Annotated in this window: 16 protein-coding genes and 1 pseudogene; 10 read left to right on the forward strand and 7 right to left on the reverse strand. The window is 63.7% G+C overall.

The features are described 5' to 3' along the window. The first annotated feature begins 45 nt into the window (after positions 1 to 45). Positions 46 to 495: a heme-degrading domain-containing protein gene (locus tag ACFYPC_RS14125; protein WP_388675255.1), complete on the forward strand. Its 450-nt coding sequence runs from the start codon at positions 46 to 48 to the stop codon at positions 493 to 495. 169 nt (positions 496 to 664) lie between these two features. Here the strand turns inward: ACFYPC_RS14125 and ACFYPC_RS14130 are convergent, their stop codons facing one another. The 3 genes from ACFYPC_RS14130 to ACFYPC_RS14140 form a co-directional block, all read right to left on the reverse strand. Beyond that, on the reverse strand, positions 665 to 1522 hold the full coding sequence (locus tag ACFYPC_RS14130; RefSeq protein ID WP_388674831.1) for a fumarylacetoacetate hydrolase family protein: 858 nt from the start codon (positions 1520 to 1522) through the stop codon (positions 665 to 667). A 126-nt stretch (positions 1523 to 1648) separates the two neighbouring features. Further along, positions 1649 to 2398, reverse strand: a complete 750-nt coding sequence (locus tag ACFYPC_RS14135; protein WP_388675257.1) for a YidC/Oxa1 family membrane protein insertase — start codon at positions 2396 to 2398, stop codon at positions 1649 to 1651. A 224-nt stretch (positions 2399 to 2622) separates the two neighbouring features. Further along, positions 2623 to 2946 (reverse strand): DUF6412 domain-containing protein, encoded by a 324-nt coding sequence (locus ACFYPC_RS14140; protein ID WP_388674833.1) that lies wholly within the window; start codon positions 2944 to 2946, stop codon positions 2623 to 2625. Positions 2947 to 3229: 283 nt separating this feature from the next. Here ACFYPC_RS14140 and ACFYPC_RS14145 point away from each other — a divergent pair, with 283 nt between their 5' ends. Then, complete coding sequence (locus ACFYPC_RS14145; protein WP_388674836.1) at positions 3230 to 4243, forward strand: SEC-C domain-containing protein; 1014 nt, start codon at positions 3230 to 3232, stop codon at positions 4241 to 4243. 292 nt (positions 4244 to 4535) lie between these two features. Then, positions 4536 to 7613 carry a DUF3427 domain-containing protein gene (locus ACFYPC_RS14150; RefSeq protein WP_388675260.1) on the forward strand — a complete coding sequence of 1026 codons (3078 nt, stop codon included), beginning with the start codon at positions 4536 to 4538 and terminating at the stop codon, positions 7611 to 7613. 3 nt (positions 7614 to 7616) lie between these two features. Here the strand turns inward: ACFYPC_RS14150 and ACFYPC_RS14155 are convergent, their stop codons facing one another. Then, a complete protein-coding gene (locus ACFYPC_RS14155; RefSeq protein ID WP_388674839.1) occupies positions 7617 to 8288 on the reverse strand; it encodes an ATP-binding protein in 672 nt (223 codons plus the stop codon). Positions 8289 to 8500: 212 nt separating this feature from the next. On the opposite strand from ACFYPC_RS14155, the gene ACFYPC_RS14160 reads away from it, so the two are divergent. Further along, a complete protein-coding gene (locus tag ACFYPC_RS14160; protein WP_388674842.1) occupies positions 8501 to 9346 on the forward strand; it encodes a helix-turn-helix domain-containing protein in 846 nt (281 codons plus the stop codon). After that, on the forward strand, positions 9346 to 9537 hold the full coding sequence (locus ACFYPC_RS14165) for a DUF397 domain-containing protein (RefSeq protein ID WP_388674845.1): 192 nt from the start codon (positions 9346 to 9348) through the stop codon (positions 9535 to 9537). Before ACFYPC_RS14160 ends, ACFYPC_RS14165 begins: the two co-directional genes overlap by 1 nt. Positions 9538 to 9739: 202 nt before the next feature. Here the strand turns inward: ACFYPC_RS14165 and ACFYPC_RS14170 are convergent, their stop codons facing one another. Continuing rightward, positions 9740 to 11497: a DUF262 domain-containing protein gene (locus ACFYPC_RS14170; protein WP_388674847.1), complete on the reverse strand. Its 1758-nt coding sequence runs from the start codon at positions 11495 to 11497 to the stop codon at positions 9740 to 9742. Between the two features lie 200 nt (positions 11498 to 11697). On the opposite strand from ACFYPC_RS14170, the gene ACFYPC_RS14175 reads away from it, so the two are divergent. Continuing rightward, a complete protein-coding gene (locus ACFYPC_RS14175) occupies positions 11698 to 12483 on the forward strand; it encodes a hypothetical protein (protein WP_388674850.1) in 786 nt (261 codons plus the stop codon). A gap of 221 nt (positions 12484 to 12704) precedes the next feature. Further along, positions 12705 to 13367: an HAD family hydrolase gene (locus ACFYPC_RS14180; RefSeq protein WP_388674852.1), complete on the forward strand. Its 663-nt coding sequence runs from the start codon at positions 12705 to 12707 to the stop codon at positions 13365 to 13367. Here ACFYPC_RS14180 and ACFYPC_RS14185 read toward each other — a convergent pair. Then, positions 13348 to 14625, reverse strand: a complete 1278-nt coding sequence (locus tag ACFYPC_RS14185; protein WP_388674855.1) for a transcriptional regulator — start codon at positions 14623 to 14625, stop codon at positions 13348 to 13350. The genes ACFYPC_RS14180 and ACFYPC_RS14185 overlap by 20 nt on opposite strands. A 196-nt stretch (positions 14626 to 14821) precedes the next feature. Here ACFYPC_RS14185 and ACFYPC_RS14190 point away from each other — a divergent pair, with 196 nt between their 5' ends. Then, the gene (locus ACFYPC_RS14190; RefSeq protein WP_388674858.1) at positions 14822 to 15343 is read left to right on the forward strand and encodes a hypothetical protein; all 522 of its coding nucleotides are present in this window, start codon (positions 14822 to 14824) and stop codon (positions 15341 to 15343) included. Between the two features lie 143 nt (positions 15344 to 15486). Here the strand turns inward: ACFYPC_RS14190 and ACFYPC_RS14195 are convergent, their stop codons facing one another. Further along, on the reverse strand, positions 15487 to 16035 hold the full coding sequence (locus ACFYPC_RS14195; protein ID WP_388674861.1) for a DUF1062 domain-containing protein: 549 nt from the start codon (positions 16033 to 16035) through the stop codon (positions 15487 to 15489). A gap of 213 nt (positions 16036 to 16248) precedes the next feature. Between ACFYPC_RS14195 and ACFYPC_RS14200 the strand changes: the two genes are divergently transcribed. Both ACFYPC_RS14200 and ACFYPC_RS14205 read left to right on the forward strand, forming a co-directional pair. After that, positions 16249 to 16626: a ricin-type beta-trefoil lectin domain protein gene (locus ACFYPC_RS14200; protein WP_388674863.1), complete on the forward strand. Its 378-nt coding sequence runs from the start codon at positions 16249 to 16251 to the stop codon at positions 16624 to 16626. Between the two features lie 185 nt (positions 16627 to 16811). Then, a pseudogene (locus tag ACFYPC_RS14205) lies at positions 16812 to 16886 on the forward strand (hypothetical protein); the annotation flags it as partial. Between the last annotated feature and the right edge of the window lie 222 nt (positions 16887 to 17108).

Raw genomic sequence — 17108 nt, forward strand, 5'->3', positions numbered from 1 at the left:
CCGCCCACGAACCCGCCCGCCACCCCGCCCGCGACCCCGCCCGCGATTCCCGAACTGGAGGAGCAGGAGCGCCGGTTGACGCTCCCGCGCTTCACACACGACGACGCGTGGGCGCTTGGCACCCTGCTCGTGGAACTGGCCCGGGAGCAGGCCGCCCCCGTCGCCATCGACATCCGCCGCGGCGGCCAGCAGCTCTTCCACGCGGCCCTGCCCGGCTCGACCCCGGACAACGACGCCTGGATCGACCGCAAGCGCCGCGTCGTCGAACGCTACGGCTGCTCCTCCTACCTCGTCGGCTCCCGCTTCCGCGCCAAGGGAACGACGTTCGAGGAGTCCTCGCGCCTCGACCCCGATGCCTACGCCGCCCACGGCGGCGCGTTCCCGATCGCTATCGAGGGCGCGGGAGTTGTCGGCACGGTGGTGGTGTCGGGGCTGCCGCAGGTGGAGGACCACGCGATGGTGGTGGCGGCGCTGGAGCGCTTCATCGCAAGCTAGGCAGACGCACCGGCAGGGGTGCGGGGAGCTGCGCGACCAGCCACGGTCGGCCGTCAGCCGTCAGCCGTCGGCCGACCACAAACGGCTGACGGTCGGCCGCACATGTCGGTCGCATCTGGCCAACGGCCGTAAAACGTCCCGCAGTTCCCCGCCAAACCCAGCGGATCGCCTACGCGTCCTTGAGTTCCTGCCGCTGTCGGCCGAGCCCCTCGATCTCCACCTCCACCACGTCCCCGGCCCGCAGGTAGGGCTTGGGCTCGGGCGCGCCGAGGGCAACTCCCGCCGGCGTACCGGTGTTGATGACATCGCCCGGGTACAGCGTCATGAACTGGCTTACGTAGCGCACCACTTCGGCGACCGAGAAAATCTGCTCGGCCGTCGTCCCGTTCTGCTTGAGCTCGCCGTTGACCCAGAGCTTCAGCGCCAGGTTCTGCGGGTCGGGCACCTCGTCGGCGGTCACCAGCCAGGGCCCCAGCGGGTTGAACGTCTCGCAGTTCTTGCCCTTGTCCCAGGTCCCGCCGCGCTCGAGCTGGAACTCGCGCTCGGAGACGTCGTGCGCCACCGCGTACCCGCCGACGTGCGCGAGCGCCTCCTCGTGGGATCCGAGATAGCGGGCGGTACGGCCGATGACGACCGCGAGTTCGACCTCCCAGTCGGTCTTGACGGACTTGCGCGGCACGAGCACGGTGTCGTTCGGGCCGATCACCGTGTCCGCCGCCTTGAAGAAGACGACCGGCTCGGCGGGCGGTTCGGCACCCGTCTCGCGGGCGTGGTCGTGGTAGTTCAGCCCGATGCACACGACCTTGCCGATACCGGCGAGCGGCGGCCCGACCCGGAGCCCGTCCCCGTCCAGCGCGGGCAGCTCACCGGCCTCCGCGGCGGACCGGATCCGGCCGAGCGCGGCGGCGTCGGCGAGCAGCGCCCCGTCGATGTCCGGGACGACACCGGACAGGTCACGCAGGGTTCCCTCGGCGTCCAGCAGCGCGGGCCGCTCCGACCCCGCCGTACCGACTCGCAGCAGCTTCATGATCACTATCTCCCTAGATCTCGGGCAGTCGTCTGACGGGTGCAGCCATCGGATGACTGGTCGATCGTCCAAGCTCGGCGTCCAGTCCGCAAGTCCCTGATCACGGACTGGACCGACCTCATGTGTTCAGCTGCTCGTCAGGGGCGTGTTCACGGGGTAAAGCAGCGCCCGCTCCACCGCACTCCACGTCGTACTGGTCACCATGTACAGCGCGGCCGCCAACGGCATCACCGCGACGGAGACGAGCGTGACGAAGGACATGAACGGCATGACCTTGGTGATCGTCGCGAGCCCGGGCACCGGCTGGCTGCCGTCGCCGACCGACGCGACGACCATCGAGGCGTTGGCCGCCGTCATCCGCTTCGTACGCCGGTAGTTGAAGGTCGCCACGGCTGCGACGAGGGCGAAGAGGGCGACGTAGACGAGCCCCGGCGCCCCGAGAACCCCGCCGTCACCCAGCGCGTCCGCCCAGCGGTCGCCAAGAGGCGCGGCGAAGAGCTTGTGCGCCAGCAGGCCGTTGGCCTCGCCGCCGATCGTCGAGCTGGAGAACAGGTGGTAGAGCAGGAAGAAGGCCGGCAGCTGGCACAGGCTGGGCAACAGCCCGGACATCGGCGACACCTTCTCCGCCGCGTGCAGTTCCAGCACCGCCTGCTGCAGCTTCTGGGGATTCTTCGCGTGCTTCTTCCGCAGCTCCGCGATCCGCGGCTGGAGCCTGGTCCGCGCCCGCTGCCCACGGGCCGCCGCACGGGACAGGGGATGCACGAGAAGTCGTACGAGCGCGGTGAACAGGATGATCGCGGCGGCCGCCGCGGAGGCATGGAACAACGGCTGGAGCAGCTCGGCCAGCTGCTCGACCAGCCCGCCGAAAGCGGACAGGAATGTGGACAGGGACAGGGACATGGGTGAGCCCTCCGGGGGTCTCGTCGTGCCGGGAGTACGCGGGTACGGCCGTACACAGGGGTACGGGGACACGTACGGGATGTCGGCATGACGACCACGCGCGGGAGTGCACGGATGTGAGCGTGCACGGGTGTGGGGGTGCACGGGCGGTGCACCGTCCATGGGCATGGCCTGATGGACTGATGTGGCTCAGGAGATCCCTACGCGGCGGCCGTCAGGAGGGCACGCCCCGGCGCCCGGGGACGCGAACGCCCCGCAGCGTCGGGATCACGTTGGGGCAGGAACGCCGTACGGTGCTCGCGGTCGCGGATGGCCGTCCGTACGTTCGTACGCGGTACGGCGGGCGCGCAACGCGAGCCGATGAGCGCGCAGACGGCGAGCGCGGAGCCGGCCGCGGCGGTCGCGGTGAACGCGACGGCGACGGCGGCAGCGAGACTGCCGGTGTCGAGCAGGGCGACCTCGACGAGCAGCAGGAGCAGCACGGCGGCGGGACGCATGGCGCCTTGGCTCCAGGCCCGGATCATGGGCTGCTCCTCCCTTCGTGGTGGTTCACGGTCGATCACGGTCGACCACGGCCGATCCCGCTGTACGGATCATATGAGTTATACGGGATTCGTCAGCACCGGCTCAAGCATGTCTCTGGGCCGGCGCAGCGGGGTCCCGTACGAGGCGGTGATGTGACCGTGCGGTGTGAGCCCGCGCGCAGCCGATGAGGGCAATGTGCGGGTGTGTGATCCTCTGCCCCTCTGACGCCTGTGGCCTGCGGATCCCTCTCGTTCGCGGGCCGACGGCAGTACGGTGTCCACCATGCGCCCCGACACGCCTGCCGAGAACGCCGACCACACCGGTGAAGCAGCCCGCCTGGAACGTACCGCCGGCCTCTACCCCGAGGACGCCGAACACCTGCTCGTGCAGGCCGCGGCCCACCTCGAACTGGCCGGCGACCGCCCCGCCGCCACCGCGCTCTACGACCGCCTTCTGGCATCCGCGGCTTCCCTGGAGAACCCCCACCTGGTACGTGCGTTGAAGGCCTCCAACCTCTGGGAGTACGGCCACGAGGCGGAGGCCCGCGCGATCATCGACGGAGTCCGCGCCGCGTCCCCCCGCGACCCGGCCCCCTGGGTGATCGTGGCGGAGTCCCTCGAAGCCCACGACGAACTGGAATCGGCCCAGGAAACGTTCACGCAGGCGGCCACCCTCCTGCTGACCGACGTGGCCGAACCCCCGTACGCCGCCCATCCCGTCCTCTTCGGCCGCCACCGCGTCCGCCGCATGCTGGGCGCGTCCCACGACAACTGGGACACCCTCGCCGACACCCTGCACTCGTCCCCCATCTCCCTGGACGAACTCCACGACCCCAAGCGCGTCTGGTCCCTGGGCTCGGACAACCCGGCCGAACTCCAGGCAGAAATCTCCCGCCTCCGCGCCGAGTTGGGCACCTACCGGGCGGCCCTCTCCCGCCCGTTCCCGGTAGCGGTCCTGCACTGGCCCACAGAGGAACTGACCGAACTCCTCGACGCCTATCCCTCCCTCGAGTCGGAGTACCCGTCCCACGAGGAACACCTCGCGACGATAGAGGCGTCGTTGCGGGAGCTCGCCGCGTCCGGCACCCCGAACCTGGGGATCGTGACGGGGACGGTTCCTTCGTACGAGGCGTTCGCGGCGTCGGAGGCCTCTTCGCCGGCCGATGCGACGCTGCTGCCGCAGTATGCGACGACGCTGGCGGCGAGGGGACTGGCTGTGGCTTGGCCGCCGCAGCGGGGGGATGGGTGCTGGTGTGGGTCGGGGAACTTGTACGGCGAGTGTCACGGGGCGGAGTAACTAGCCCACCCCGACCCTGCGCTCCAAACAGCTGCGACCCCAGCATTACTGGCTGGGGTCAGACTCCCCTTGCCACTTTCTCGCGGTGACAGCGGACGTAGTCCAAGTGCGCCTTGTTCTGCTTATAGGCTCCCGGATCCGTAAGTCCACGTTGCTTGTCAGCGCTCCCTGTTACAACTGGTCATAGCTGCAAGAGCGATCAAGGGGGAACGGCGTGGCGCAACCAGGGGATCTGTCTCAGCCTGTCGCGGGTGTGTACGAGGAGCTCATCACCCAGCGCTTGCAGGCGCAGATGGACCAGCTGAGCACGGCTGGCTGGAAGGCCATTGACGCCGATGTCAGCGAGGAGTCATCGCCTCATGTGATCGCTCGACATCTCAGCCAGGCCATAGGACGAAGACTTAGCCAGCTTCCACACGACAAACGCGTCGCTGTCGCCAACCAGGTGATCGCGACGCTCGCTGCCGATGCTTCCTCCCCTTCCGAACTCAGCACCAGTGATGCCATCGAGTTCATCGCCGAAGGCCCCCGCCAACTCCTGGCTCTGGCCGAGCAGGAAGCACCTGGCGTCTATGCGGTACGGCCGCTCACACCGCTCTCCGAGACTGCTCTGATCACCAACTCGCCAGAGGACCCCAGCCTCGGCAGTGAACTGCGAGCTGAGCTGGCCACTGCAGACCGGATTGACCTGCTGTGCGCTTTCGTGAAGTGGTACGGCCTGCGTGTACTGGAGGACTCACTACGTGCCGCCAAGGAACGCGGCGTTCCCATCCGAGTCATCACCACCACCTACATCGGTGCCACCGATCGACACGCCCTTGACCGCCTGGTCCGCGACTTCGGCGCCGAGGTGAGGGTCAACTACGAGCTTCGGTCGACGCGTCTGCACGCAAAGGCATGGCTGTTCCGACGCAACAGTGGATTCGACACCGCGTATGTCGGTAGCTCAAACCTCTCCAAAGCGGCGCTCCTCGACGGCCTGGAGTGGAATGTACGCCTATCGTCGGTGGCCACTCCCGCGGTACTTAACAAGTTCGAGGCAACCTTCGATGCGTACTGGAATGACAGCGCCTTCGAGACGTACGACCCCGATCACGATGGCGAGCGCCTCGATCAAGCGCTGGCTCAAGCGGGCGGCACCGGCACGAACGCAGACCTCAAGATCAGCCTCTCCGGCCTTGAGGTACGACCGTTTCCTCACCAGCGCGACATGCTCGAACGCCTCCGCGTAGAACGCGACATCCGCGGTATAAACCACAACCTCCTGGTCGCGGCAACGGGCACGGGCAAGACAGTCATGGCGGCCCTCGACTACCGCTCTCTGCACAGGACACTGGGCGGGGAGGCTCCGAGACTGCTGTTCGTCGCCCACCGCAAGGAAATCCTCAAGCAGTCCCTGCGTATGTACCGAGAGGTCCTCGATGACGCGTCCTTCGGAGAACTACTCCACAGCGGCGAAGACCCTCAGCACTGGCAGCATGTGTTCGCCAGCGTCCAATCGTTGAACGTCCAGCGGCTGGAGCGCCTCGCCCCCGATCACTTCGACATCATCGTCATCGACGAGTTCCACCATGCCACGGCGAGCACATACCGGCGGGTCATCAACCACTTCAAGCCGAGGCAACTACTGGGCCTTACCGCCACCCCAGAGCGGATGGACGGCCTCAATGTGCAGGACGAGTTCTTTGACGGACGCATCGCAGCCGAACTGCGACTGTGGGAAGCCCTTGAGAACGACCTGCTGTGCCCCTTCCACTACTTCGGTATCCCAGATGGCACGGATCTCACCAACATCAGCTGGCAGAAGGGCGCGTACACCGATCGGGATCTCGGCAATCTCTACACCGGCAATCATGCGCGCGCACGTATCGTGGTGAAGCAGATCCGAGATAAGGTCTCCAGCCCTGGAGCCATGCGCGCACTCGGGTTCTGCGTGACGAAGGCCCACGCGCACTTCATGGCCAGTTTCTTCCGCGAGGCCGGCTTCCAGGCTGTCGCACTCGACAGCGACTCGCCCGCCGGAGTGCGGGCGCAGGCTCTGTCTGACCTGCGCTACGGGAAGCTCCAAGTGATCTTCTCCGTCGATCTGTTCAACGAGGGTCTCGACATCCCCGACGTGGACACCCTGCTGCTCCTGCGCCCCACCAACAGCGCCACGATCTTTCTCCAGCAGTTGGGCCGCGGCCTCCGCCGCACCGAGACGAAGCCGGTCCTGACCGTCCTCGACTTCATCGGCCAGCACCGAGCTGAGTTCCGCTTCGAGGAGCAGTTCCGAGCTCTGACCAACCTCTCCCGAAACCGGCTCGTCGATCACATCGAACACGACTTCCCGCAGCTTCCCTCCGGTTGCCAGATCATCCTTGAGGGCAAGGCCAAAGACCTCATCCTGGACAACATCCGCACCCAACTGGGCGCCACCGTCAAGACGCTGGTGAAGGAGGTGAAGGACTACGGAACGCCCCGCCTATCGGACTACCTTCACGAAAGCCGCCGAGAGATCAAGGAGCTCTACAAGGGCGACAACTCATGGACGACAATTCTCCGCAAGGCAGGCTTGGTTGACGAACCGGTACCTTCGCGCGAAGCGGAGCTGCTCAAGCGAGTCCACGCTTTTCTCCATGTCGATGACCCAGACCGGGTCCGTGCGTACCTTCGCCTGCTCGCGGACGATGCTCCCGCGTACGAATCGCTGACACCGACCGAGCAGACGTACGCCCACATGCTCTTCTTCAACCTCTGGGACAACGCCGGAGGCTTCACGAGCTTCCAGCAGGGTCTTGAATCGCTGCGTGCCCAGCGGGCATTCCGCGACGAACTGCGGCAGGCCCTGACCTACGTCATCGAGCGGTCCGACCACTTCCCGGTTGCCCTGTCGGGCCCACACAGCCGCATCCCCCTGAAAGTCCACAGTTCATACAACCGCTCAGAGATCCTGGCCGCTCTCGGGGTAGCCCGCTTCGGTGGCCAGATGCCACGGACCTTTGCCCAGGGACTCCAATGGGTCGAGGAGATCAAGACCGATGCCCTTTTGATCACCTTGGAGAAGAACGAGAAGGACTTCTCCCCCACCATCCGCTACAAGGATTACGCCCTGAGCCCGACTCTCTTCCACTGGGAGTCCCAGAACGCGACCGCCTCGAATTCCCGCACAGGAATGCGCTACCAGCACCACGAGCGGGAAGGCAGCCACGTCCTCCTGTTCATGCGCCGCTACAAGTACACCGACATCGGCAAGTCTCAGCCATGGATGCTCCTAGGCCCGGCAACGTACACGGGGCACACCGGCAGCAAGCCGATGGCCATCACATGGCGCCTTGAGCATGAACTCCCAGCCGATGTGTGGACGTACTCGGCCATCACTGGCGGGTGAGGCTCAGTCCTCATCGGCTGCCGGCTCCAGCTCCGCTTCAAAGTGCATCTGGGCGCGGTCCAGCGCCTCGTCGACATCATGACCGTGCGCCTGAAGCCAGTGGAGGAGATCAGCAATGAGGTCGATCGCGGCAACCTCCGCTACGGCGAAGCTCAGCACGCTTGACGTTGCGTTGCAGGGCACTTTCCCCGAGGCATAGTGGCCGTAGACACCGATTAGCATCCCCGCCCTTGCCACATGGGCACCTTCGCTATGACCATCGGGCGAATTAAGGCCGGTGGCCAGCTCGCACCACGTGACCTTGTGGTCCGCACGGAGATCGACGCCCCAGCGGACCGCCGTGGCGTCGACGAGAGCCATGCCTCGGCCCCCTTCCGCGTCAACTCCCGCCTGGACGAGAGTCGGCAGAGCCCGCGTATCGGGGTCGCGGACTTCGATGCGCAGGTGGGTGCCGTTCATGGAGACAGCAAGTGTGGTCGGGGTTCCGGTTCCCACGTGCGTGATGACGTTGGAGACCAGCTCAGTGACGCAGAGTTGGGCCGCCTCACTGACCTTGTGCAGGCCCCAGAGCTCCAGCTGAAGCCGCATCATCCGGCGCAGGCCTGCCACCTCACACGGTTCCGCCAAGAACGGAACATCCCACGGCTTCCTCGGAACGCAACGCATGCAATCCATCCCTCAACCCCTCTCCTCGCGCATCAAGTCGCTTTCTGCAACCCTCAACACACTGAGAGTTGCACCGGAACTCTCAAAATGGAACTCTCATCTCGTCATGCCGAGGGTGATCAGGAGTGCGACCACGAACCGCGCGCCCCGGCGCACGCCGTCTTGCCGTCACCCTCGGGCAGGCAGCACGATCTGAGAGATCAACACGAAGGGCCTCAGCCATGGCAGTTGGACCCACCACTCGCAGGCGTCAGCTTGGCGCCGATCTACGCCGCCTCCGCGAGCGCAAGGGTTTAACCCTGGAGGACGCGGGCGCACGGGTCGGCATCTCAAAAGCGACGCTCAGCCGCTACGAGACCAAGGAGGGAGCGGTCAAGTGGCCCGCTGTTGACGCACTTTGCCGGGAGTACGGAACGTCAGACGAGGAGCGACTCGCCCTCGTCGAGCTCGCGAAGGGCGCCAAGATCCAAGGCTGGTGGCGCTCTCTCGCCGACCCCGTCCCCGAGTCCATGAACCTGATGCTCACGCTTGAAGACGAAGTGGTGCGCGAAGACCACTACGCCTGCATGTACATCCCAGGCCTCCTCCAGACCCGCGCCTACGCCGAGGCCGTCCACCGAGCCTCAGAAATGCAGTGTCTGGAGAGGGAGGTGCAGCACATGGTCGACATCCGCATGAAGCGACAGGAACTCCTTCAGCGTGATGAACCGCCGCATATCTGGTGCGTGATCGACGAAGCAGCGATCCGTCGCTTCGTCGGTGGACGCAAGGTCATGCAGGAGCAGTTGCAGCACCTCTTGACCCTGGCGGAGCTGCCTCATATCACTGTCCAGGTGCTCGGATTCTCAACAGGAGCTCACGCAGCAGCAGTTGGCAGCTTCGCTGTCTTGCGCGGACCCACCCCTGAGCTGGACGTGGTCTACGTAGACATCCTCGGTGGTGGACTCTTCATGGAGAAGCCACCGGAGTTGGAGCGCTACAGGTTGGCGTTCCAGTACCTCAGCGCTCAAGCACTCGACCTCGAATCCTCCGCAGCCCTCATCCACCGCATAAGCAAGGAGTCCTAATGCCCACACCGCTGACGCCTCTCTGGTTCAAGTCTTCACACAGCGGCGGTAGCGGTACGGAATGCGTCGAGTGCGCGCACACGAGCGGCAGCGCTCTTGTGCGCGATTCCAAGGACGCAGGAGGTCCTGTCGTCACCGTCGGGCGCAGCGCCTGGCAGAGCTTCATACGCCACCTCAGCCAACGCCCATGAGGACGCCAACGGTTGGCTACTTTGGGCCACCTCTACGCGCGTGTGGCCAACTCTCCCCGTACCCTTCGATGGCCCGAATCTGCCGATCTGCAACGGCGAACCTCAGGCCCAACTCCACTGTTTTGCCGGCATCCTCCCCGTCAGCGCGGGCTCACCTCGATCAACTCCGCTGCGGCGACAAGCGGTCACGTCACATCGCTCCCTAGCCCCACCTATTGCCACTTGGCCAAACATCCCGCGCGATCGCCGCCAACAGGGTTTGCCGGTCCTCGATGCCCTGGACGCGCCAGCGCGAAAGCGACTCATCCCAAAGAGCTTCAACGCCCGTGTGCGAAGAGACCAGTAGCGCGGAGCCTGCATACCAGGAAGCCTTTTCCGGGTACGACAAGTTAGACAAGGCCTGATTCCTCTTACCTGCCAGAAGCGTCAAGTTACCCAACCTACTCACCCACGAGTCGTGATCCTCAATTCGCAATTCATCCTTGGGCTTCTGCGGATAAATATTCTCTACGTGCACCTTGCCGTCACCCAGCATCACTTCCTCGTGAACGTCTCCACGGATGCGCAAGGCGTGCTCGATCTTACCCAACAGATATCGAGCCTGGGATGGCTTGGGAATAGAAGCTTCGCGGAAGTCGGAAACAAAGGTCTCGTCATCGGGAATCCATCCCACAATTTTCCGAACTGCGGCGTCAGGCGAGGCACCTCCGGAGATCTCCTTGGCCAGGCCGAAGATGTTTTCTTCGAGTAAGGTAGATTCCCGCCTACCAACCACAGTCCAGCGGACATAATAACTAATAGCGGCATCCACAAGGGTTTGTAGATTCACGTAACCAGAGTTCTCGGAAGCTGAAAGAAGTAGGGGATAGAGGGCGTCAGCCCCCATGGTTTTTATCTCACCGAGCGCAGTATCAAACTCAAGATTTCCAGTACTACCCGTAATGATCTCAGCATACCTTCCGGCGGCAGCTTCAAGTTCTGCAGAAAAGGCCCCAACTCCGTACACTTGGGGGCGTCTATCGAAATGACCACTCAGATCCTTGCGAATAGTGGTGTACAGGCTGTGAGACTTCACATCCCCGTGCTTCGAGACCCAAAAGTGACGGAGGAACTTCTCAATTTCCTCTCGCCTCTCAAATCCGTCAAGAAGAGATCGCCATGCGTCGTTTACGCGGACCTTCTCGTAATCGCTCGTACTCTTCTCCATCAGGAAATTTCGAACAAGGTCCACGGTAGATAGATCTTTCCCTCGAGAGTTAATCGTCTCAAATACCTCGTTGGCATCACTCGATGTTGGGGTTTGAATTTCCACAAAAACTAGACCATTAATAAGGCATTCCCGTAGAGAATCGAGCCAATCGAGCCTAGATTCATCATCGGAGTACTTCTGAATTCCAGCCGTGATCTTCGAATGGAAGTTTGCGTAGGCATCCTGAATCAACTTATGCGAAGGGCGGTTCGCCCCTTCCACCCTGGGGCACTCACCAGTAATTTCACTCCAGTCCTGAATGTGGTCACGGAAAAAGTCCCGATCGAAGAGCGAAAGTACCAAAAAATATTCCATAGGTTCCTTACGGCCTGACTTGCGCGCAATATAGTCCCTTTGAATGTTGTTTGCTGTCGACATCCCCTCTGGGGACTTCATCTGCCAAAGAATGTCACGGATTACAGCGATGAGGATCGTAGAGGTGGTCAGTCGCTGCTGTCCGTCCAGCAGAGACCGGCCCTGGATCGAATCAGCAGTTATGGTGACGACAGGGCCGATAAAATACTCCGCGGAAGACTCCTTGCCACTATCACGACCTGTCTTAAACTTCTGAATATCCGCCCAGTAGACATCCACTTCCTTCTTGGTCCACGAGTATTGCCGCTGACTATCGTCGGGAACAGTCACTATAGGGTTGTTCGCGCCAATAAGCTGACCGAGGGTCTGCCGCGCTGCCTGCTTAATGATTGCCATGTCAAGTCTCCAGTCAACCGACGATGAATTCGTAGACTAGCGCGCATCCGCGCCGCCAGGCCAGACAACAGGAACATCAGCAGGGGAAAATTTCTCCTTTGGGCTGTTATTCCGATTCGTCAACATGCCCCCCCTTAGTGCAAGTGGTAGATTCGCCTGCACGCACACCTCGAACATCAGCACCGTAGCCAGGGGGACGGATGAGCTTCTCGAACGAGAACACCGCAGCGCACCATCTGCACACAATTCTCCGTCAGGTTCGTGATTCCGGAGGGAACACCTATTCAGCGGGGTGGGCTCATGCACTTGCCGCGGAGTGGAGTAGTCCAGAATTCGCACGACGACACACTGAAGTGGTCACTCTTCTTCAGCTGACGCTTCGGCATTTGAATGCACTTCCTGAACGCTCTCGCCTGAGATCCGAACGCTACATCAATGACTGGTGGGTTGCAGTTATGCAGCCTGTCGCCAACTGGTCTGACACCAACCGTCCCTCCCAAAGCATCATAAGTCAAGAAATTCTTGACCATCTGGAATCAACGGCAGAACTCATCTCCGGAAATCTTGTAGGCTCCGACGCGGCACCACGCAGCGGAGATCTAGACGAGATTGCGAACCAATGTAAGGAGTGGGTCGAACTCTTGCGTTCAATGAGCGAGACAGAGATTAGTGGCCCTGTGAGGGATGCGTTGATCTCACAAATTGAACACCTGATTTGGCTCATCGATCATGTCGAGTTGTTCGGTGGCGCCAGAGTAGCGGGAGAGGCCAGTAGTGTCATTGGATCACTCACGCAGGCATCAGCTACCCTCACGAGCGTTCAGCCCGAGACGGCAAGCCGTTGGAGGGCGGGTGTTCTCGCGCTACTGGCCGCCTGCGTCTTCTTTAACCAGGCAGCACCCATCATTCAAGAATCTATAGACACGGGAACCGACGTAATCAAGGGAATATCCGCCGTTGTGGACAACGCTCGGGGCAATGAATAGAGCAGTGCTAGATTCACTTCCCAATATCACTTTGAGTGGTATCCGGAAAAGGACTGGTGGCGCGTTCAGGGCGATGAATTGGACGATGTGCGGCAGCCAACAGTCGGGCCCGCTTCCCGATCCCCTACTGGTAGACGGCCTGTCGTTCCTACGGAGTCCGGCCCCGGCCTTGAACGCTGCGGACTCGAACCTGTCTCACTGGGCCCCGATACGCTGCCCATATGATTCGCGCAGTCGTGTTCGACGTCGGTGAGTGTCTGGTGGACGAGACCCGTGAGTACGGGGCCTGGGCTGACTGGCTGGGCGTGCCACGGCATACGTTTCATGCGATGTTCGGGGCCGTGATCGCCCAGGGCCGCGACTACCGCGAGACGTTCCAGGTGTTCCGGCCAGGCTTCGATCTCTATGAGGAGCGGGAGAAGCGGGCCACCGCCGGGCAGCCTGAGACCTTCGGGGAGAGTGACCTGTACGAGGACGTACGGCCGGCTCTCGCTCAACTTCGCGCCGATGGACTGTGGCTCGGCATCGCGGGCAACCAGACCGTCCGGGCTGGTCGCATTCTCCGCTCACTGTTCTCCGACGACGTCGATCTGATCGGGACGTCGGACGACTGGGGTGCCAGCAAGCCCGATCCGGAGTTCTTCAAACGCGTGGCCGCTGTGGTGCCCTTCGACAGCGACGAGATCCTCTACGTCGGGGATCGGTGCGACAACGACATCCGCCCCGCTGTTGAGGCGGGGATGCGCACAGCGCTCGTACGGCGTGGTCCCTGGGCCACGATCCAGTGGAACAGTTCCGAGGCTCGGGAGCTGCCGACATTTCGGGTCGGCAGTCTCCTCGAACTGTCCGGTCTCATCCTCAACTTCAACGGCTCAGCGCGCTGACCGTCGTCGACCATCCGTAGAGCCGGTCGTCGAGGTCTCGGACACAACGCTCGTGCTGGTGCGGCGCGAGTGCCCGCCGCACCTCGCGTACGCGATCCATGCCTGTGGCGTACCAGGTCAGCGCCAGTTGATCGAGGGCTTGTCCTGCGTAGGCACACGCCTGCTCCGGATTCCCCGAAGCAGCCTCGACAGCGGCCAGGTCTCCGAACACGACGCTTCGCTGCTTGTCCTCGCTCGTCGGCATTTCATCGAGGACACCGAGCAAGGTGTCGCGTGCTTGAGGAAGGTGTCCGGCGATCAGCTGCGTGTTGCCCTTGAACGCTGCCAGCCGGGCCGGAGAGAACCAGTCCATCCATTCCGGCGAGGGGTGCTCGTTCCCTGCGGCAAGGACATCCTCGGCATGCCCGATCAGGTGCAAGGCAGTGCGAGTGTCGCCACACCGCGTCTCGCACTCCGCTTCCACCGCGTCGAGCCAGGCCAGAAACTCCGCGGAAGCGAGCCCACGACGAGCGTATGTACGTGCCGCGATCATTCGCTCCAGCGCCGCGTCGCGGTCGCCCGCCCAGCCCGGAATGAAGGCCATGTGCGCGATGATCGCCGAGCCGAGCAGCGGATCATCCGCTTCGCCTGCGGCTTGGAGAGCCAGCAGGAGTGCGTCGCTGGCACTGCCGGGTTCCCGGCGGTCGAAGAAGTCGATCCGGCCTGCGAGGAGATACGACTCGGCGAGCGCTGTCGCGACCGTATGACGGGTGGAACCGGATGTCTCCGGAAGCAACGCGCAGCCGAGTGCCGCGTGGGCAAGGACGGCCGGGTGCAGTTTGGCTGGGGCGACCGACCAGTAGAGCCGACGATGCGAACGCGTCACAGCCGCGAAGTCCGAGCCGACAGTGGCTGGTTGTGTCGTGGTGGAAGCTGCCAGCCCGGGGACGGCCGCGAGGCCGACAGCAGTCACGCCACCTGTTACGAGGGCGCGCCGCGTGTGGTCGGGCTGAGCGCCGTCGGGCTCCCACGGCGGGGTGAACCCGAGTGACTCCATGCTCTGGCCCAGCAAGTGCACCAACACCCTCTGGCAATCCGGCTGAGGCCAGGGGGGACTGTCCGACTCCCAGCGCCGGACCTGGCGTACGCCAATCGACAGACCGCGAATGCCGATCTGCTTGGCGGCTCGGGACAAGGCATCGGCCAAGTCCTGTTGCGAGTTGAAGCCGGCGGCCACACGAGCGGCCTTCAGACGGATGTTGCCAGTGGGACGGGGCATGAGCACCTCCTCATGGAGATTGCGCTGTCCGTCTCAGAGTAAGTCCCTTGTACGACGTCATGTCACTCTCGTGCCCCAACTAGGTCCCATGGGAGTCCCCTTGAGGTCCTCCTGAAGTCCTAGAGTTGAACGTCTACTGCGTTCAGGCTAGCTCCAAGTCCTACGAGTCGAGTACTGATGACGAGGGGTGGCCGTAATGAACGATGCGCAGCAGGCAACGGAGCGAGCGATTGCCGAGTGGCTCACCTGGGAGCACCCCGTGCCAGCGCAGGTGTGGACAGAATGGACAACGCATGGAGTTGCGTTGCTGCCTCTCGGAAAGCCGTTCGCCGCGGTGCGGATGCCCATGGACATCGTCCATGCCGCCCTCGGTACCGAACAATCAGCTCAAGTAGCCTCGCTTCTTGCGCAGTTACTCTGTGGCCCCGTCGTCTATGACCGCCGAGTCGTGGGCGTGACGTACTACGCCTTGATCCAGTGGAATGCCGATCTCGTGTGGGCACACGACGAGGTCGCGCCCTGCCTTGGACAGGGCATCTACCTGGGAGTGCCGCGCATCGACCGCCGTAGGCCTCCAGGAACGTATTGGGTGGTGGCACCGAAGTACGCGGGGAATCTGTGTGCTCCACAGAGCGTGGCCTCCTTGATTGAGACCGGCCGGCAGCGGCTCATCCAGTCAGCCGAGTTGTCGCTGAGCGAGGCACCTGCGGCTCCGTAGGCACGGCGATCCTGGTCCTCAGCATTGGCGAGATAGACGACAACGCGATTCAGCCGATGCCGTCGGGAAGCGGCGGCGGGAAACTCCGGGCCCTGGCGCCTGTCCGGCCGGTCTGCCGGACAGGCCCAGGACCCGACGACGGCTCAGCGCTTGAGCGTGAACGTGAAGTCGCCGGTGAGCTTGCCGTTCAGGCGGACTGCCGAGACGAGTTTTCCTTCCGTGATCAGTCTTTCGACCTCGGCCCGCGAAAGAGCGCAGCCTTCAGCGATCAGCCGCACCGGTCGGACTGGGATCCGCGCCGCAAAGCGGACCGATACGTCGATCACCTCGCGGTCCAAGTGATCGGATCCGCTGGTGTCGAGGCGCCAGGCGTTGTCCCAGTCGAGGGCGATGCGATTGCGGCGTTGCACGACCGGATCCTGGAGCAACTCAACTGCCAGGCCAAGGTCGTTGCCGTGCAGCCGGTCCAGCAGCTCAGGCCTTACGGAGCGCACGTTCACCCGCTCCAGGACCGTGAGTTTCGCCGTCTCCCCGCAAGAGGTGCAGAGCGCGAGGAGCCAGGCGTCGAGGAGCTTGTGGTTGGCGTTGATGCGAAATTTGCCGCTTGTCCGGAAGCGCTCTGACGCGCACGCATGGCAACGGCGGCGAACGAGCGGCGGGCAGGTGGGCATGACCACCCAGTTTTCGAGCACAGAAGTACACCGGTTTCAGTGAGAAGTCCGCAGCAAAAAGGAGCGCGGCGCATATGCGCGACGCGCGACAGATCAGCTCTCGGGAGGTCTCACAGGGTGTACAACGGCGCGTCCTTGACTGGGCGACATGGTTCGGCAGCACGGTAACGGCGCACGGCGGGGCTGTTCTACCGGTTTTCGAGTGCCTCACCGGCAGGTTCTGTCCGGCGGCCCATGGGCGCCACCGGCCATGCCTTGGTGGTCGCCGCCTCGGCGAAGTGCCTCAGCAGCGGCGCCGGGACCGAGGGGATACAGCTGTTCCAGGCCACGTGCGACGGCTCCGCGGCTCAGCAATGGCAGGTCGGATCGGATGGGAGCCTCCGGTCATCGGGGAAATGCATGACAGCGGCCGGAGGCGCGACCGATGACCGGACCGAGATCCAGCTGACCAGCTGCACCGGGGGCGCCAGTCAGCAATTCCGTCTCTCCGGTACGAAACTGCTGGGCGACCAGTCACAGAAATGTGTCGACATTTTCGGGGGCGAGAGCGGAACAAGGGCGGTCCTCTGGGAATGCAACGGCAGGGACAACCAGACCTGGACGATCGGATGACCCGACAGGCTGCGCGGCCGGGTCGGCGGGAGCGCAAGGCGATCGAGTTCCGTTGAGATACGGCTTCCGAGTACTGCGCGAAGGTGTCGTCCGGAGCGTCGGCTCCAACTGCGGCGCCGGCAACGACTCCTTGACCGGAGGCACCGAGCCCACCGACAACCACATGTACGGCGACGACGGTAACGATGTCATCCACGGCCCGAAGGCTCGGTCTGTCCAAAGCGGACTTCATCTACGGCGGCCGCGGCAACGACGCCCTCTATGGCGAGGCGGGCAACGACACGATCTACGGCAACAGCGGCAACGCACACTGCTCGGCGGCCAGGGCATGGACACGCTCTCGGGTGGCCCCTGCACCAGCAAGGCCTACCAGGGCTGAGAGGCCCGCCCGGGCGGGCACCGGGTCTCTCGCGCAGCCCTGCCGGGACACGCCGCCCTGCCGCGACACGAGGCAGGGCCTCCTGAACAGCTCGGGTCACGAC

The organism is Streptomyces sp. NPDC005808 (genome assembly GCF_042871385.1).
In the GTDB taxonomy this organism is placed as follows: domain Bacteria; phylum Actinomycetota; class Actinomycetes; order Streptomycetales; family Streptomycetaceae; genus Streptomyces.

What these genes read in the sequence shown, in the direction of transcription:
- ACFYPC_RS14170 (WP_388674847.1), bottom strand. Translation starts at nt 11,497, where the DNA reads ATGGCAATCATTAAGCAGGCAGCGCGGCAGACCCTCGGTCAGCTTATT.
- ACFYPC_RS14175 (WP_388674850.1), top strand. Translation starts at nt 11,698, where the DNA reads ATGAGCTTCTCGAACGAGAACACCGCAGCGCACCATCTGCACACAATT.
- ACFYPC_RS14180 (WP_388674852.1), top strand. Translation starts at nt 12,705, where the DNA reads ATGATTCGCGCAGTCGTGTTCGACGTCGGTGAGTGTCTGGTGGACGAG.
- ACFYPC_RS14145 (WP_388674836.1), top strand. Translation starts at nt 3,230, where the DNA reads ATGCGCCCCGACACGCCTGCCGAGAACGCCGACCACACCGGTGAAGCA.
- ACFYPC_RS14165 (WP_388674845.1), top strand. Translation starts at nt 9,346, where the DNA reads ATGCCCACACCGCTGACGCCTCTCTGGTTCAAGTCTTCACACAGCGGC.
- ACFYPC_RS14155 (WP_388674839.1), bottom strand. Translation starts at nt 8,288, where the DNA reads ATGGATTGCATGCGTTGCGTTCCGAGGAAGCCGTGGGATGTTCCGTTC.
- ACFYPC_RS14140 (WP_388674833.1), bottom strand. Translation starts at nt 2,946, where the DNA reads ATGATCCGGGCCTGGAGCCAAGGCGCCATGCGTCCCGCCGCCGTGCTG.
- ACFYPC_RS14185 (WP_388674855.1), bottom strand. Translation starts at nt 14,625, where the DNA reads ATGCCCCGTCCCACTGGCAACATCCGTCTGAAGGCCGCTCGTGTGGCC.
- ACFYPC_RS14200 (WP_388674863.1), top strand. Translation starts at nt 16,249, where the DNA reads ATGGGCGCCACCGGCCATGCCTTGGTGGTCGCCGCCTCGGCGAAGTGC.
- ACFYPC_RS14130 (WP_388674831.1), bottom strand. Translation starts at nt 1,522, where the DNA reads ATGAAGCTGCTGCGAGTCGGTACGGCGGGGTCGGAGCGGCCCGCGCTG.
- ACFYPC_RS14190 (WP_388674858.1), top strand. Translation starts at nt 14,822, where the DNA reads ATGAACGATGCGCAGCAGGCAACGGAGCGAGCGATTGCCGAGTGGCTC.
- ACFYPC_RS14150 (WP_388675260.1), top strand. Translation starts at nt 4,536, where the DNA reads ATGGACCAGCTGAGCACGGCTGGCTGGAAGGCCATTGACGCCGATGTC.
- ACFYPC_RS14160 (WP_388674842.1), top strand. Translation starts at nt 8,501, where the DNA reads ATGGCAGTTGGACCCACCACTCGCAGGCGTCAGCTTGGCGCCGATCTA.